Here is a 15,003-nt window from a genome sequence, read left to right on the forward strand (position 1 = left end):
TCTGTACCAAGGTCTCATTGGTCGCTAAAAACTGACCAACGAAACGCCGACCTCCATGTTGTAGTCGTAGGGCCGGTCGTTGCCGATGCCGATACCTGGCCTGATGTAGCCATTGATGGCGCCGCCGTTTGCCAGTTTGCCCAGATTGAAGCCCAAGGCAACCTCCCAGGACATGGGTGATGTCTTGGCTTCGAAATCGTAACTTGCGGTCAAGTCCGACGTCAGCCACCAGCGTTTGGCATGAGGTTTGTAGACGACGTAGAGATCGAAATCGCCGCGATTGACGTTGGCTCGGTCGCCGTCGCCGGCGAATGAAAAATTTTGGACGTAGGCGGGGGCGATGATGACCTCCGGACTGGCAAAATAGGCCCAGGTCAGTCCCGGCGCCGCGACCCATTTGCCGGTGCCGAGCACATCCTCGGAGGCGGTCGGCGCATAAATCTCGGTGCTGAGAATGAATGCCTGCCGCCTGCTCAAATAGGGGATCCAACTGAACTTCGCCGCAATGTCGCCGAGGCCGAATTCGTCGTCGCCACTCAGATTGGTTGGATCGAGCGGCAAGGTCAGACGAACCGAAGCCTTTCCGTCGAAGAACGGCTCGGTGTAACGGACATTCGTAATATCGTAGTACTCGTCCCCCGGCAGGAATCGATACTCGTTCGAGAATGACAGGGTCCTTGTCAGCACGGCAGGGTTCGTCCCCGAAGTATCCTTGGCCTCCTGGGCCTCGGCGCCGCTGACAAGGGGTACCGAAACAGACTTTGAGGCGGACGGTGGAGCTGCTGCTTCAGGCCCCTGAGGGCGGAAGGTGCCAGTCAGCGGGAATGCACCTACGCCAGGGCGAACGCGTCCCATGAACATCCCTGGTCACGACCCTCTGCTGCGCGCCCGAAGCTTTCGGCGCGTCGCACAATTGAATCGGAATGCTGGAAAGCGAAGTACGTTACAGTTACAAAGGCCGGACACGCTCACGTGCCGCCGGGTGTCACTGGCACATGCGGATAATGTCGGTCTCCAGATCGGTGCAAAGCTCTTCGTATTCAGCAATCGCGGCGCGGTTCGCGTTTCCTCTTTCCTTTCTCAAGCGCTCAAGGGCCGTGCTGGCATCCTCGTAGGCGCCGCACAGGCCGAGCAGATCGGAATTCGTCGCGCTGAGGATTTGAAGCGTGCCGCGCAAGGCCGGCATCTTCAACATGAGCCTTAGCAAGCCCCGACGGTCGTGGGCGGTTTCGGAAGGCATGGCCATATGTTTCAAACCGAGTGAATGACCTCGTGCGGAAGCATTCCAACAAGCATCGTCACAGTGAGGGGAGGCGCGCCAGCACTTTACTGTTACAGCCGGGTTCTGTCCGGGGCCTGCAAGCGTCACCGCCTTGGCGTTCGACGGCGCGATTTGGCTGCTACCAAGCGACCGGCATAAGCTCCAGCGGCGCTCCCATCGGTTCAATCGGTGGGCTGTTACCGTTTCGTATCGGTATGTGCGGCCGCCAAGTCTTGTGCCTGCAAGGCCAGCTCCTATTCTGACTGCCTGACGCGCTCGATCAATCGAATTAGGCCTGTCCGAGGCCTGCATCCTCTCACCAACCAGCGCATCCAAACCGCAGTCATCGACTTCGCAGGTTGAAGTCCGTGGCGGCGCGACACACCAAACCGTTGGAGTTCGCGATGCCCTGTCTAGGATCTATTATGCAAGAACAGGCGGCGTGCACGTCTAAGTCGTGGTTCGATAGATGAGTCCGGCCATGGACAGACGCAAGGTGCTCGCCGGCATGCTGGCCACCAGCCTGCCGCTTTCCAGCGTCGTGTCCGCGCGTGCTCAAGCTGCGCCTCTCGCTTCGTGGCATGAGGGGCCCGCCAAAGCTTCGATCATGGACTTCGTTGCAAAGGTCACGACGCCGGACGGCCAGGATTTCGTCATGGCCAACGAGCGTATCGCTGTTTTCGACAATGACGGAACGCTCTGGTGCGAACAGCCGATCTACTCGCAACTCGCCTTCGCATTGGACCAAGTGAAGCAGCTCGCCCCAACCCATCCGGAGTGGCAGACGCAGGAACCGTTCAAATCTGTCCTGTCAAACGACGTGTCAGGTCTGGTTCGCTCGGGCGAGCAGGGAATATTCAAGATCCTGGCTGTGACGCACGCCGGCATGACAACCGACGAATTCAACAGCGCGGTCATCAACTGGACCAGGACGGCGCGTCATCCCCGCTACCATCGTGCCTATACCGAACTTGTTTACCAGCCGATGTTGGAATTGCTGGAGTTCTTGCGGCAAAACGACTTCAAGATATTTGTGGTGTCGGGCGGCGGTATCGATTTCATGCGTCCCTGGATGGAAGCCGTCTACGGCATCCCGCCGGAGAGGGTCGTCGGGTCATCGGGAGCAACCAAATACGTGGTGGGTGCCGACGGCAAGCCGGCCTTGATCAAGGAAGCCAAGATCGATTTCGTCGACGACGGACCGGGCAAACCTGTCGGCATCAACAAGTTCATAGGCCGCCGACCCATCTTTGCGTTCGGTAATTCCGACGGCGATCTGGAGATGTTGCAATGGACCGCCGCTGGAAGCGGCGCGCGGTTCATGGGGATCGTGCATCATACCGACGCCGATCGTGAATATGCGTACGATCGCAAATCCTCAGTCGGAAAGCTCGACAAAGCTTGGGACGAAGCGATGAAGGAACGCTGGACCGTCGTGGACATGAAGCAGGACTGGAAATTGGTCTTCCCCTCCTGAAAGGCGCGGGCTGCGTCGAGCCAGATTGAACATCGCGCACTCACCAACCTGCCGGGCTTCACGGTGCTTGTGGGCAAGCGGCGCAAAACTTTCGTTGTCCAGCGAGGTTTCGGTTGCGGTCCAACCGCATGGGCCTGAAATTTGGCGAAGGCAGGGGTCCAAGGGAAGCTTTTCCTGTTCTGAGCGTTTACCACAATAGAGTTTGCCATTGCCGTCGAAGGCGCAGATCCGCTGCGAGCCTCCAACACGTGGCGCTTTCCTCGGTGACCACAGGCTTGCGGCGGCAAGCCAAGGAAGAAAATGTGCGCTCAAGCTTTCATCAACCGAATTGCGACGGCCGTCCCTGACCACAGCGTTCACAGGTTCTTCCTGCAGTTTGCTGGCTCTCAGTTGACGGCAGACCCGCGTCGCCGCGCGATTTTCAATCGCATGGCGGACAAGGGCGGGATCGAGCATCGCTATTCGTGCTTTGCGCCTGCAGACGATCCCGAGGGTCCGAGTGTGGATATGGCGGGCGTTTTCAAGCGGGGTGCATTTCCAGGAACGGCGACACGCATGGAGATGTTTGCTGCCGCTGCGCCGGTTCTGGCCCAGCAAGCCGTGGAGCGGCTCCTCCAGGATAAGGACAGGACGAGCGTCACGCATTTGATCGTGACAACGTGCACCGGTTTCTCCGCCCCAGGTATCGATCTGGAGATAATTGCTCGATGCAATTTGCCGACCACCGTTGAGCGCACGATCATCGGCTTCATGGGATGCTACGCGGCAATCAACGCGCTCAAGCTAGCACGGCACATCATCCGGTCCGAACCCGAGGCTCACGTTGTAATCGTCTGTATTGAACTCTGTACGCTCCATCTCAGGGAGACCAGCGATCTCGAAAAACTGCTGTCCTTCTGCCTCTGGGGTGACGGTTGCGCGGCCGCGTCGGTGACTGCCCGCCCATTCGGGATCGGCATGGATAGTTTTCACGCGATCGTCGCCGCCGACAGCCGCGACCTGATGACCTGGGGCATTCGCGACGACGGTTTCGACATGGTTTTGTCGGGACAAGTCCCTGGCGCAATTCAAGGTGTGCTCGCCGCAGGTATCGCCAGCATTCTGGGAGCCAGCAGCGTCGGAAGCGTTGATCTTTGGGCTGTCCACCCAGGCGGGCGCTCGATACTCGATGCCGTGGAGCGCGCGCTGAATCTCCATCCCTGTGCTTTGTCGATGTCGCGCGAGGTCCTTCGCGAAAACGGAAACATGTCTTCAGCCACGGTCATGTTCGTGCTTGAGCGAATGCTGCGCGGGTTCACGGAAGACCGCATGGGTTGTGCCATGGCATTCGGACCCGGCCTGACGGCGGAGACGATGATGTTCCATACGGCCGGCAATGCCTGAGTTGGCCAAAGATCTCGACCGCCGTCGGATCGAGCCGGAACTGCTCGATATCCTGCCCCCCGACGATCCAAGGGCAATCGGCTCCCGGCGCGACCTCGTTTGGATAAACGCGCTGATGTTTCAGAGCGCGATCATGGCCGGTCTCTTCAAGGCGAACGTGCGCAAAAGACCTACTAGGATTCTGGAACTCGGCTCCGGCGACGGGGCATTCATGCTCTCGGTTGCAAAACGTTTGGCCCGGAGTTGGACCGACGTGGATCTGGTCATGCTTGACCAGGTCAACCTCATCTCAGACAAACGGCGCGCGGACTTCACCGCACTCGGATGGCGAGTTGAAACCGTCACCGATGACGTCTTTGACTGGATCGCACAGCCCGGCGCCGGCGCGTACGACGTTGTCTCGGCCAATCTGTTCCTCCACCATTTTTCCGATGCGGACTTGAAGGTTCTGTTTGCAGCGCTCCGTTCACGGGCACCGGTGTTCCTCGCCACCGAGCCAAGCCGAAACACCAGTGCCTTGAGAATGTGCTCGCTCTTACGCATCATTGGCGCAAACGAGGTGACCATGCACGATGCAGCAGCGAGCGTCCGCGCGGGGTTCGCGGACAATGAACTTTCCAGTCTGTGGCCATCGGGTTCCAGCCAGCAGTGTGAAGAACGCAGGATTGGCCCGTTTACCCACGCTTTCAGCGTCATCCCCAAGGAAGCGCTCCCGCGATGTACGATGCCATTGTCATAGGTGCCGGGCCAAGTGGCGCGTCGGTGGCCTTGGCTTTGTGCGGCCAGGGGCGCGCGGTTGCCATCATCGAACGAAGCGAATTCCCGCGCCGAAAAGTCTGCGGCGAGTTCATGTCGGCAGTCAATCTGGAGCTGTTGGACCGTTTGGGGGCGGGCGCTGCGATTCGCGCCAAGGCAGGCCCGGAAGTCAGGCGAGTAGCATTGTTTGCGTCGGGCCCGGGCATAGACGCGGGCATGCCCCGGGCGGCAGGAGACGCTTTTGGGCGTGCACTTGGACGCGACGTTCTGGATGGCATCCTTTTGGACGCCGCCCGCCATGCCGGAGCCGATGTTTTTCAGCCTTGCCGTGCGGTGACGATCATCAGCGATGGAGAGAACGCCGCGGTCCGGATCAGCGGCAAAGACGATCAGAAGGTTCTCGCTGCGCCAGTCGTGATAGCCGCGCATGGCTCTTGGGAGCAGGGAAAGCTTTCAACCAACCTCCCAAAAAGCAGTGCGCCCCACGATCTGTTTGGCTTCAAGGCTCATTTCAAAGGAGCTTCGCTCGCCCGAGACCTCATGCCTCTCCTGGTGTTTCCGGGCGGCTATGGCGGCATGGTGTGGACGGACCAGGACAGGATGTCGCTGTCCTGCTGCATAAGGCGCGACGTATTGGCCAGGTTGCGTGAGAAAAGTGGTGCCTTGTCGGCAGGCCAAGCCGTTCACGCGCACATCATGGCATCCTGTCCGGGTACGGTTTCCGCCATCGGCAGCGCAACGCTCGATGGCGAATGGCTGGCCGCTGGGCCTATACGCCCTGGCATTCGTCCGCGTTTTGCCGACGACATATTTCGGGTCGGCAACATTGCCGGCGAGTCCCATCCCATCATCGCCGAAGGCATCTCCATGGCCTTGCAGTCGGGCTGGCTGTTGGCCGCCGAATTGGCCAGGTTCGACCGATGGGATCGCGAGGCGCGCGTTGTCGCCGGCAGTCGCTACTCAAAGGCCTGGAACAGACAATTCGCAACCCGCATTCGCACCGCCACCGTGTTGGCACGCATTGCAGCCCTCCCTCAATCCGCTGCGGCGATGAGGGCTTTCGTCAGTTGGTTTCCCGAAAGTCTGGCGATCGGAGCCAGACTTTCTGGCAAGACGAAAGCGCTGCCAGTTCCACGGTGATCGCTCCACTCCGGCTAACAATGGCATGCTTTTGATCGGCCTTCAGCCCTGTCGCCAAGCGCTGCGGCATCGATCAGAAGACGGTTGCGAAGTGGAGGAACCGGACAACGTTCGAGCTGTCATGCAATTGCCGGGTTCGGTAGCGTGCGAAGTCGAAAACATGGTTGCTTGAGGAAATACTCCAGGGAGCTCCGCGACTAATTTCGGCCAGCAATCCGGAGCCTGCTGGAGGAGCAAAGACGATGACGACCTGGCAGCGTGGCCGGGAAGCGCGCGACGCCCGTATCCAAGCCGGCGCGAGGCTGGCAAAGGGCAAGGTCGTCGATGCGCGCGACGCCACCAAACTGATGGAAGCGGTGGTCCGCCCTGGCGATCGCGTCTGCCTCGAGGGTGACAACCAGAAGCAGGCCGATCTGCTCTGCGCCGCCCTCCTTGCTGTCGATCCAGCCAAGGTGCGTGACCTGCACATGGTGCAGTCCGGCGTCGTGCTGCCGGAGCATCTCGACCTATTCGACCGCGGCGTGGCGAAGAAGCTCGACTATGCCTATTCCGGCCCACAGTCGGCGCGCATTGCGAAGATGCTGTTCGGCGGCAAGATCGAGCTCGGTGCGGTCCACACTTATCTCGAGCTATTCGCGCGCTATTTCATCGACCTCACGCCGAACGTCGCGCTGATCGCTGCAGTCAGCGCCGATCGTGACGGCAACCTCTACACCGGGCCTAACACCGAAGATACGCCGACCGTCGTGGAGGCCACAGCCTTCAAGAACGGCGTCGTTATCGCCCAAGTGAACGAGATCGTCGACAAGATTCCGCGCGTCGACATACCGGGGGACCGGGTGCATTTCGTTGTCGAGGCCGACAAGCCGTTCTTCGTCGAACCGCTGTTCACGCGCGATCCCGCTGCTATCACCGAGTCGCAGATCCTGACCGGCATTCTGGCGATCAAGGGCATCTACGCGCCCTATGGCGTCAAGCGATTGAACCACGGGATCGGCTTCAACACCGCCGCGATCGAACTCCTCTTGCCGACCTATGGCGAGAAACTCGGACTGAAGGGCAAGGTGGCGAGCCATTTCGCGCTAAACCCTCACCCTGCGTTGATCCCGGCCATCGAATCCGGCTGGGTCGAGCAGATCCACTGCTTCGGTTCCGAGGTCGGGATGGATGAGTACATCCGCGCCCGATCCGACGTCTTCTTTACCGGGTCCGACGGTTCGCTGCGTTCTAACCGGGCCTTCTGCCAGACGGCCGGACTCTATGCCTGTGACATGTTCATAGGCTCGACGCTGCAGATCGATCTTCAGGGCAATTCCTCCACCGTCACCACGTCGCGCATCGCCGGCTTTGGCGGGGCGCCGAACATGGGCTCTGATGCGCGCGGGCGGCGACATCCGAGCGAGCCCTGGCTGCAGGCCGGCAGGGAAGCCGATCCCGAGGGTTCAACGCTGCTGCGCCGTGGCCGCAAGCTGGTCGTGCAGATCGGCGAGACCTTCGGCGAAAAGAACGTGCCGCTGTTTGTCGAGAGGCTCGATGCTCTGGAACTCGCCGAAAGGCTGAATCTCGAGCTGGCGCCGGTGATGATCTACGGCGACGACGTAACGCACATCGTCACCGAGGAAGGCATCGCCAATCTGCTGCTCTGTCGTGATGCCAGGGAGCGCGAGCAGGCGATCCGCGGGGTGGCGGGATACACCGACGTCGGCCGTGGCCGCGACGCTAAGATGGTCCAGCATCTGCGCGAGCGCGGTGCCATCCGCCGTCCTGAAGACATCGGTATCAATCCGTTCGACGCCGACCGGAGCATGCTGGCAGCGCGCTCCATCAAGGATCTTGTCCATTGGTCGGGCGGGCTCTACGCGCCGCCCTCAAGATTCCGCAACTGGTGAGAAGGACAGCCGCCATGGAGGACCTGAGCTTCCGCCACACCACCCGCCAGCGGGGGGCCGGCACGAGGAAATTGGCCGTCATCGGCGTTGTTGCGTCCGGCAATCTCGAAGTTCTGGCCGAACGCGTGCTGCCCGACTCCGAATGCCTGGTGGAGATCAGGACTGCTGCGGCGGGCTTCGGCGAAGTGTGGGATGCCGTGATCGCAGACTTCGTCAAAGGCTATTCGCCTGGCGGGCTCCGGTTCTCCATCAATGACGGCGGAGCGCGTCCCGACACCGTGTCCCTTAGGCTGGCGCAAGCGGCCCGGCTGATGGAGGAGGACGACCAATGAGCGCCTCTCACACACAGAGGACCAAGTCTTCGGTGGAACTGGATCGCACCGCAAGCTGGTACGAGTCCTCGGCGCGGACACGGGTCCGGCTGCTGCTCGATCCCGGAAGCGTTGTCGAGTTCATCGGACCGGAGAAGCGCGAGGTCAGTCCGCATCTCAAGCTCTTCGATCTTCCCGAGCAGTTCGACGATGGCATCGTTGTGGGACTCGGCAGGCTCGACGGTTCGCCGGTGTTTGTCGCAGCACAGGAGGGCCGTTTCATGGGCGGTGCTTTCGGCGAAGTTCACGGTGCGAAGCTGACCGGCCTGTTGCGCGCCGCGCGCGATATTGGGTCTGTTCCGGTGCTGATCCTGTTCGATACGGGTGGCGTGCGCCTGCAGGAGGCCAATGCAGGCGAGCTTGCCATTGCCGAAATCATGCGCGCAGTGATCGAGGCGCGAACCGCGGGTGTGAAAGTGATCGGGCTGATCGGCGGCCGGTCCGGATGCTATGGCGGCGGCGGTTTAATCGCTGGCTGCTGTTCGGCGTTGGCGGTCTCCGAGCAGGGTCGCATTTCGGTGTCTGGTCCCGAGGTGATCGAGACCAATCGCGGTGTCGAGGAGTTCGACTCCCGTGACCGTGCGCTGGTCTGGCGGACCATGGGCGGCAAGCATCGCCGGCTCCTCGGCGGCGCCGAAGTTTTCGTCGATGATACTGTCCAGGACTTTCGCGACGCCGCGCTGGAGCTGCTCAGTTCAATCCGTGCCTTCGGCATCGACACTTTGAAGGCCGAGCAATCCCGCCTTGAAGATCGGTTGCAGCGCTTCGGCGCCTGTCCGGATGCGGTCGATATCTGGACGGCAGAGGGTATTCCTGACGCCGTTTCCATTCCTGCGCTGCCCGCGGACCAATTCATTGCTCTCGCTGACAAAGTCCGGAGGTCCAGCCGTGACGCTCGATGACATTCTCGCCTCGCTGTTTCCCGACGGCCACGACGTGAAAAACAGCGGCGGAGTTCTGTCTGGTTCGGGCGCACTGCGATCGGGTGGCCGGGCGCTCGTCATCGGCGTCGCGGACCGGACCGCGCTCGGCGTGGACGAGGCCATCCGCCTTTCGAACTACGTCCTGGCGTCGGTTGAAAGCGGAAACGCCCCGATCCTCGTCCTGGCGGACAGTGACAGCCAGCGCATGAGCAAGCGGGACGAGCTTTTGGGTTTGAACGAGTTCCTAGCTCATCTCGCCAAGTCCCTCATCTATGCGGATATGCACGGGCGACCCGCCATCGGTCTTCTCTACGGCCACTCCGCAGCCGGCGCCCTTCTCGCCACGGCGCTGGCCACCCGCGTGCTGTTAGGGCTGCCGTCCGCCGATCCGGCGGTGATGGATCTGCCATCCATGGCCAGGGTGACGAAGTTGTCGATCGAGGTTTTGCAGGAAAAGGCGAAGTCCACGCCGGTGTTTGCTCCGGGCTTGCGAAATCTTGCTCAGACAGGCGCGGTTCATCTCACCTGGGACGAGGCCACCCCGCTGGCTGAGCAGCTGGACACACTTCTGGCGAACATGCCGGATGCGCGCGACCGCCGAGATGCGCTCGGCTTGGAGCGCGGCGGTCGGCCGAAGGCATACGCCATCGCGGAGCGCGTCCGTGAACTCGCACTTCAAGCTCTGTGAACTGCCGATGCGGCGTCACGATCTGATATTCGTCGGGCCGGCGGCGTGGCATTCGCTGTTGCTGACACGCAGCGATGTCGCCGCGAACGCGCTCGTCTCATGTTGGGTCGATAGAGGCTGGCCGCTCATTAGACGACGTGCCATGCCGGGTGAGGGTCATGGCGTGCCTTTGGGCCTTGCGCTGCCGTACTTCGCCGGAAAGAAGCGATTTTCGTTTCTGATGCGGCACGAGGATATCCTGTCGACGTCTCCGCCGCCCTCGCTGCGCTCCGCCGGCCCGTCGGCGCCACGCGCCTGGCGACCCACGCTCGCCAAGCTTGAGGATCTCGCCTCACGGCATCGTGTGGAAGCCAGGGTGTTCGGCAGCCTTGCCTTGGCTGTCGTCACAGGATTGGACTATCTGACCGACCGCTCCGATCTCGACCTCCTGCTGCAGGTCAATCGCGACACGGATCTTAGCCGCCTGACCGCCGATCTGGCGCGGATCGAGGCGGCCGCGCCGATGCGGCTGGATGGTGAGCTGATCCGCCATGACGGCGCGGCCGCGAACTGGCGGGAGCTTCACGCCGGCCCGCGCGAGGTTCTGGTCAAGACCGTCAGCGATGTGGCGTTGCTCGACGCTCAGCTTTTTCTTTCTGAAGGGATGCCATCGTGACCGTCGCCCTTGCTTTCGGCACGGAGCGGCCGCTTGCGTCAAAGGTGCTGGTACCACGTTTTCCGGATGCCGAGGCCATCGCCGCGAGCGCGGTGCGTTGCCTTCTCGACGAGCTGGAGACGTGGCCCAAGCCGGGCCTTGTAAGCCACATCGATTCCGGCAGCCATGAAGACATGGATGCCGGCACATTTCGCGCCAGCGCCGCGGCCATCGGGCCGTACTTCCAGGCTTTGGCGGAAGCAGGCGCCGCCGGCCGCGCGATGGTCGCCTTGAGGGAAATCGGTCTCGATGCCGAGGCAGCTATGCTTGCGGCGACGTCGGGGGTCAACACCCATCGCGGCGCCATATTCGGATTGGGCCTGCTATGCGCGGCCGCCGGCGCCAGGATCGGCGGGCAGGTGGATCCCACGCTGTCGTTGGGAACTGTGGTCCTGCGGCTGTGGGCCCGCGGCATATTCGAAGGACCGATGGTTCCGCAGAGCCACGGTCAGTTGGCCCGTCGCCGCTTCGGCGCGGGTGGTGCGCGGATCGAGGCTGCCCTCGGATTCCCCAGCATTTATCATGTCGGCCTGCCCACCCTGCGAAAGAGCGTCCTTGAGGCTCCCGACGACGCCGAAGCCCAGCGTATCGAAACATGTTTCGCGCTCATTGCGGTTGTCGAGGACACCACTCTGCTGCACCGCGGCGGCCTCTCCGGTCTCGGCTTTGCGCGTCGAGCCGCGCGCCGCTTTCTCGACCAGGGCGGCGTCGGCGCACCCGGCTGGCGAGACCGCGCCCATTTTGTGCATAAGAGCTTCGTTGCCCGTCGGCTCAGTCCCGGGGGCTCAGCGGACCTCCTTGCCATGACCCTGTTCGTCGACGCGCAGGAAAGGATGCTTGCCTGATGGCCAATACAATCCTGCTGGCGCTCGCCCCGGTCTTTTTCGTGATGGCCCTCGGCTATGGAGCCGGAAGATTCGGCATCGTCGAAAACCATCATGTCGACGGCTTCAACACGCTCGTCATGAGCTTCGCGCTGCCGGCATCGCTGTTCGCGGCGACCGCTTCGGCCCCACGTGGCGAACTGCTTGTCCAGGCGCCGCTCTTCGCCATTTTCGGCGGGGTCATGCTGCTGATGTATCTTGCCTGGTACTCCATCGCGCGGCTTTTCCTGGCGACGGGCAAGGTGGGCGCGTCGGTACAGGCTCTGACCGTTGCCTTCCCAAACCTTGGCGGTGTCGGACTTCCGATTGCATCCTCGCTGCTCGGAGCGACGGGGCCGGTCTCGGTCGCCGTTGCCATGGCCGCGGGTTCGATCCTGGTCACTCCGATCACATTGGTTGTCGCCGAAATGGGCAGCCTGAAGGAGGACGGCGCCGTCAAGACGCCAGGAGCGCCGATGTTCGATGCGCTGAGGCGCGCACTGACAAAACCCATTGTTATCGGCCCCGCGCTTGGAATCCTGCTCTCGCTATGCAGCGTGACGCTCAATCCTGTCATCGAAGCCTGTCTGATGGTGATAGGGCAGGCCGCAGCCGGCGTAGCGCTGTTCCTGACCGGCTTGGTCTTGTCGGCTCAATCGTTCGAGTTCAACTGGAAGATCGTGGGCGCGACCGCATCGGCCGACATCGTTCGACCTCTCCTGATGGTCGCGATCGTGCTCCTGCTACCGGTTCCCTTTGAGATCGCCAGGACGGCGATCCTGTTCGCTGCCCTGCCGGCAGGGTTCTTCGGCATCTTTTTCGCCGTGAGCTATCGGCTCGACTCTTCGACGGTCGGCTCCATGGTCATTGGCAGCACCATTGTGAGCATCGTGACGATGGCGATCGCCATCGCCATTATGTTTCCATAGCGGCGATGGTCCTTGCAATTCTCTGCTCCGGACAGGGGCGGCAGCATCCGGACATGTTCGCCCTGACCGCCGATGCGCCGCAAGCTGCCGGTCTATTTGCCCATGCCGCAACGTTGCTCGGCGACAGGGATCCGCGCGAGATCGTGCGGACCGGATCCGGCGACGCCCTGCACCGCAACCGCATTGGCCAGATCCTCTGCTCGCTGCAGGCGCTGGCAGCCGCGGCGGCGCTGCGGGACATGCTGCCCGACCGGCCGACCGTCGCCGGCTATAGCGTCGGCGAAGTGGCGGCTTGGGGTGTTGCAGGTCTGTTCAGCGCCACCGACACGCTGGACCTCGTCGCGCGTCGCGCGGAAGCCATGGACGCTGCTTCCCCCGGTGGAGACGGGCTGCTTTTCGTCCGTGGCCTTTCCCGCAAATCCATCGAGAGACTATGCGAACGGCACAATGCCGCAATTGCTATCGTCAATCCGGGTAACGCCTTCGTCCTCGGCGGGAGCCGCGCGACTTTGGAAGCCCTTGCCGGCGAAGCGAAGGCGGACGGAGCCAGGGTTGTCGAGTTACCTGTGGAGGTTGCTTCCCATACGAGACGACTCGCCGGGGCGTCTGCCGCGTTTCGCGCGAGCCTGCGCCATCTTCGCCTGATGCGCTCTCCGACTGACGGCGCGCGTGTCTTGAGCGGAGTCGACGGATCTCCTGTCATCGACACCATGGCAGGTTTCGACAAGCTGGCGGCGCAAATATCTCAAACGGTGCAATGGGCCGATTGCCTGCAGGGTTGCATTGAAGCCGGTGCAACGGCCTTCCTCGAACTCGGACCCGGGCGTGCGTTGAGCGAAATGGCAGGCGGCGCGTATCGCGACATCCCAGCACGAAGCCTGGAAGACTTCAGAACTCTCCAAGGCGCTTACGCTTGGCTTAAAGATCACTCAAGCAAGTGAATATCGAGACGTCGGTGTGCCCCCGCGCAGCTATTTTGACGGTGCCGGGCGGCTACCTCGCCATCAACTTGCAGGGACCACAAAAGCATACGCTCGCTCTCGAACCGGGGTGCGCAGCGGTTTTGGGACGATGCGTCGATCGGATCCGTTCAACGCGACGCGCTTTAGGTCGGCACGATGGGCGACTTCCCCTTACGCAAGGCCTGCAGAAACTGCGGGTCGGCGCGCAAACTGACGCGGACCAATTCCGGCGGTGTGAGGGCGAGCCACTGATTTAGTGACACATCGGCGAAGTAGGTGCTCTTGAATACCTCCAAATATCGCAGCGTCGTATTGCCTGTGTTCTCGATGTAGTGCCCCATGGCGAAGGGTACGTAGCCGACGTCGTTGGCCTGGAAATCGAATGTTCGGGACTCGCCCGACGCCGCGAACACACCCATGCGGGCCTGGCCCTGGATGTAGTACTGCCATTCGTTTGTATTCGGATGCCAATGCAGCTCGCGCATCCCTCCCGGTTCGACCTCGACAAGGGCCGCCGCGATTGCCTTGGAAACAGGAAACACGGCGCTGTCGGTAATTCGCACCGTTCCGTGTTTCATCCTCATCGGAGCCTGTGCCGTCATGCGGTGGCTGAAGCTCAGCGGGACCTCGACCGCGCCCGCGATCTTGTCTGCGCTGAGCGGCCCCGGAACCGGCGCGGGAAACATGTAAAGCTCGCTGGGATCGGGGACGTTCGCAAGACTCGATGCCGGAACGCCGAAATTCTTGGCGAGCACTTCGGGAGGAGTGTGCTTCAGAAAGTCGCTCAGCAGGAAGGTGTTATCCTCGTCGAAGTCGCCGTCATCGAACACCAGCAAGAATTCCGTCCCGTCTGGATCAAGGCCCTGGATCGAATGTGGAATGCCCGGCGGGAAATACCAAAGGTCACCCGCGCCGACGTCGTCGACGAAATTGTGGCCATTGGCATCGACTGCCGTGATGCGTGCTTTCCCGTAGAGGACATAGGCCCACTCGGCGGCCTTGTGCCAATGCAACTCGCGCACGCCGCCGGCATTCAGGCGCATGTTCACGCCGGCAATGTCCTTGGAGACGCCGAGCTCGCGTGCGGTCACCTGTCGGGTCCAGCCGCCGCCAGACAGTCGGATATGGGCATCGTCGAACGAGAAACGCAGGTTCGGCAGGCTGCCCGCATCCGTGCTCGGTGGGATCATCAGGTCCGGATTCTGGGCTATTCGGGAAGGATTCATCGGACCGGGGTTGGTGCCGCCGCGGCCGTTGGCTAGCGGGTCACCGTTTTGCGCCTGGGCCAGTGTCGCCGTCGTGAGCAAGCCGCCAGCAGCTGTCGCAGCCAACATGGTTCGACGGGATATCTTATCGGTGGCTATGCTCATTTTGCTTCATTCCTTGCTGCGGTGGGCTTCTCGACTGCGCGAATTGGTTCGGCCACGGACCGCATGAGTGTCCGCTTGGCACGCACGGCACACGATATTGATCGGGCGCTGACGAGGTCTTTCCTGTTGACGCATGGTATAGCTGAATCGCACGATGATCGTGGCCGTGGCTCACCCGAGCCTGTGTCGTCATACCCATCGTGTCGCTGCCAGAGCTTGGGCGTTGGGTTTTGCCTGCATGCTTTCCGCCGGATAGGATGCTGTACGCTTGCTCTCAAGCCTGTGCCGCTGACGGGT

Annotated in this window: 15 protein-coding genes; 12 read left to right on the top strand and 3 right to left on the bottom strand. The window is 61.9% G+C overall.

Annotation, left to right across the window (positions count from 1 at the left end; translation table 11 throughout):
* Positions 1-24 precede the first annotated feature (24 nt).
* Together AC1D2G_RS22005 and AC1D2G_RS22010 are read right to left on the bottom strand one after the other, a co-directional pair.
* A complete protein-coding gene (locus tag AC1D2G_RS22005; protein WP_477416590.1) occupies positions 25-861 on the bottom strand; it encodes a transporter family protein in 837 nt (278 codons plus the stop codon).
* Positions 862-985: 124 nt separating this feature from the next.
* Positions 986-1,246 (bottom strand): hypothetical protein, encoded by a 261-nt coding sequence (locus tag AC1D2G_RS22010; RefSeq protein ID WP_095089145.1) that lies wholly within the window; start codon positions 1,244-1,246, stop codon positions 986-988.
* 523 nt (positions 1,247-1,769) lie between these two features.
* Between AC1D2G_RS22010 and AC1D2G_RS22015 the strand changes: the two genes are divergently transcribed.
* From AC1D2G_RS22015 to AC1D2G_RS22070, 12 genes are all read left to right on the top strand, one after another.
* Positions 1,770-2,738, top strand: a complete 969-nt coding sequence (locus tag AC1D2G_RS22015) for an HAD family hydrolase (RefSeq protein WP_477416817.1) — start codon at positions 1,770-1,772, stop codon at positions 2,736-2,738.
* Between the two features lie 300 nt (positions 2,739-3,038).
* A complete protein-coding gene (locus AC1D2G_RS22020; protein ID WP_477416592.1) occupies positions 3,039-4,121 on the top strand; it encodes a type III polyketide synthase in 1,083 nt (360 codons plus the stop codon).
* A gap of 1 nt (position 4,122) precedes the next feature.
* A complete protein-coding gene (locus AC1D2G_RS22025; protein WP_477416594.1) occupies positions 4,123-4,860 on the top strand; it encodes a methyltransferase domain-containing protein in 738 nt (245 codons plus the stop codon).
* Positions 4,839-6,017, top strand: a complete 1,179-nt coding sequence (locus AC1D2G_RS22030) for an NAD(P)/FAD-dependent oxidoreductase (protein WP_477416596.1) — start codon at positions 4,839-4,841, stop codon at positions 6,015-6,017. The genes AC1D2G_RS22025 and AC1D2G_RS22030 overlap by 22 nt, the downstream gene beginning before the upstream one ends.
* Before the next feature lie 242 nt (positions 6,018-6,259).
* On the top strand, positions 6,260-7,906 hold the full coding sequence (gene mdcA, locus AC1D2G_RS22035) for a malonate decarboxylase subunit alpha (RefSeq protein ID WP_477416598.1): 1,647 nt from the start codon (positions 6,260-6,262) through the stop codon (positions 7,904-7,906).
* A gap of 14 nt (positions 7,907-7,920) precedes the next feature.
* On the top strand, positions 7,921-8,238 hold the full coding sequence (gene mdcC, locus AC1D2G_RS22040) for a malonate decarboxylase acyl carrier protein (protein ID WP_477285288.1): 318 nt from the start codon (positions 7,921-7,923) through the stop codon (positions 8,236-8,238).
* Positions 8,235-9,179, top strand: coding sequence for a biotin-independent malonate decarboxylase subunit beta (locus tag AC1D2G_RS22045; protein ID WP_477416600.1), 945 nt, complete (start codon positions 8,235-8,237; stop codon positions 9,177-9,179). Before mdcC ends, AC1D2G_RS22045 begins: the two co-directional genes overlap by 4 nt.
* Positions 9,166-9,888, top strand: coding sequence for a biotin-independent malonate decarboxylase subunit gamma (gene mdcE / locus AC1D2G_RS22050; RefSeq protein ID WP_477416602.1), 723 nt, complete (start codon positions 9,166-9,168; stop codon positions 9,886-9,888). The genes AC1D2G_RS22045 and mdcE overlap by 14 nt, the downstream gene beginning before the upstream one ends.
* A complete protein-coding gene (gene mdcG / locus AC1D2G_RS22055) occupies positions 9,785-10,543 on the top strand; it encodes a malonate decarboxylase holo-[acyl-carrier-protein] synthase (RefSeq protein ID WP_477416604.1) in 759 nt (252 codons plus the stop codon). The genes mdcE and mdcG overlap by 104 nt, the downstream gene beginning before the upstream one ends.
* Entirely contained in the window at positions 10,540-11,427 is an 888-nt protein-coding gene (gene mdcB, locus AC1D2G_RS22060; RefSeq protein WP_477416606.1) for a triphosphoribosyl-dephospho-CoA synthase MdcB, read from the top strand. The genes mdcG and mdcB overlap by 4 nt, the downstream gene beginning before the upstream one ends.
* Entirely contained in the window at positions 11,427-12,374 is a 948-nt protein-coding gene (locus AC1D2G_RS22065) for an AEC family transporter (protein ID WP_477416608.1), read from the top strand. Before mdcB ends, AC1D2G_RS22065 begins: the two co-directional genes overlap by 1 nt.
* A gap of 5 nt (positions 12,375-12,379) precedes the next feature.
* Positions 12,380-13,315 carry a malonate decarboxylase subunit epsilon gene (locus AC1D2G_RS22070; RefSeq protein ID WP_477416609.1) on the top strand — a complete coding sequence of 312 codons (936 nt, stop codon included), beginning with the start codon at positions 12,380-12,382 and terminating at the stop codon, positions 13,313-13,315.
* Positions 13,316-13,479: 164 nt separating this feature from the next.
* Here AC1D2G_RS22070 and AC1D2G_RS22075 read toward each other — a convergent pair whose 3' ends face one another.
* Positions 13,480-14,706, bottom strand: coding sequence for an oxalate decarboxylase family bicupin (locus tag AC1D2G_RS22075; protein ID WP_477416611.1), 1,227 nt, complete (start codon positions 14,704-14,706; stop codon positions 13,480-13,482).
* Positions 14,707-15,003 lie beyond the last annotated feature (297 nt).

This window comes from Mesorhizobium sp. P2_C7 (assembly GCF_056404515.1).

Excerpts from the sequence above, each read along its gene's own strand:
- AC1D2G_RS22005 (WP_477416590.1), bottom strand. The coding sequence starts at position 861 with ATGTTCATGGGACGCGTTCGCCCTGGCGTAGGTGCATTCCCGCTGACT.
- AC1D2G_RS22010 (WP_095089145.1), bottom strand. The coding sequence starts at position 1,246 with ATGGCCATGCCTTCCGAAACCGCCCACGACCGTCGGGGCTTGCTAAGG.
- AC1D2G_RS22015 (WP_477416817.1), top strand. The coding sequence starts at position 1,770 with ATGCTGGCCACCAGCCTGCCGCTTTCCAGCGTCGTGTCCGCGCGTGCT.
- AC1D2G_RS22020 (WP_477416592.1), top strand. The coding sequence starts at position 3,039 with ATGTGCGCTCAAGCTTTCATCAACCGAATTGCGACGGCCGTCCCTGAC.
- AC1D2G_RS22030 (WP_477416596.1), top strand. The coding sequence starts at position 4,839 with ATGTACGATGCCATTGTCATAGGTGCCGGGCCAAGTGGCGCGTCGGTG.
- mdcA (WP_477416598.1), top strand. The coding sequence starts at position 6,260 with ATGACGACCTGGCAGCGTGGCCGGGAAGCGCGCGACGCCCGTATCCAA.
- mdcC (WP_477285288.1), top strand. The coding sequence starts at position 7,921 with ATGGAGGACCTGAGCTTCCGCCACACCACCCGCCAGCGGGGGGCCGGC.
- AC1D2G_RS22045 (WP_477416600.1), top strand. The coding sequence starts at position 8,235 with ATGAGCGCCTCTCACACACAGAGGACCAAGTCTTCGGTGGAACTGGAT.
- mdcG (WP_477416604.1), top strand. The coding sequence starts at position 9,785 with ATGCGCGCGACCGCCGAGATGCGCTCGGCTTGGAGCGCGGCGGTCGGC.
- AC1D2G_RS22065 (WP_477416608.1), top strand. The coding sequence starts at position 11,427 with ATGGCCAATACAATCCTGCTGGCGCTCGCCCCGGTCTTTTTCGTGATG.
- AC1D2G_RS22070 (WP_477416609.1), top strand. The coding sequence starts at position 12,380 with ATGGTCCTTGCAATTCTCTGCTCCGGACAGGGGCGGCAGCATCCGGAC.
- AC1D2G_RS22075 (WP_477416611.1), bottom strand. The coding sequence starts at position 14,706 with ATGAGCATAGCCACCGATAAGATATCCCGTCGAACCATGTTGGCTGCG.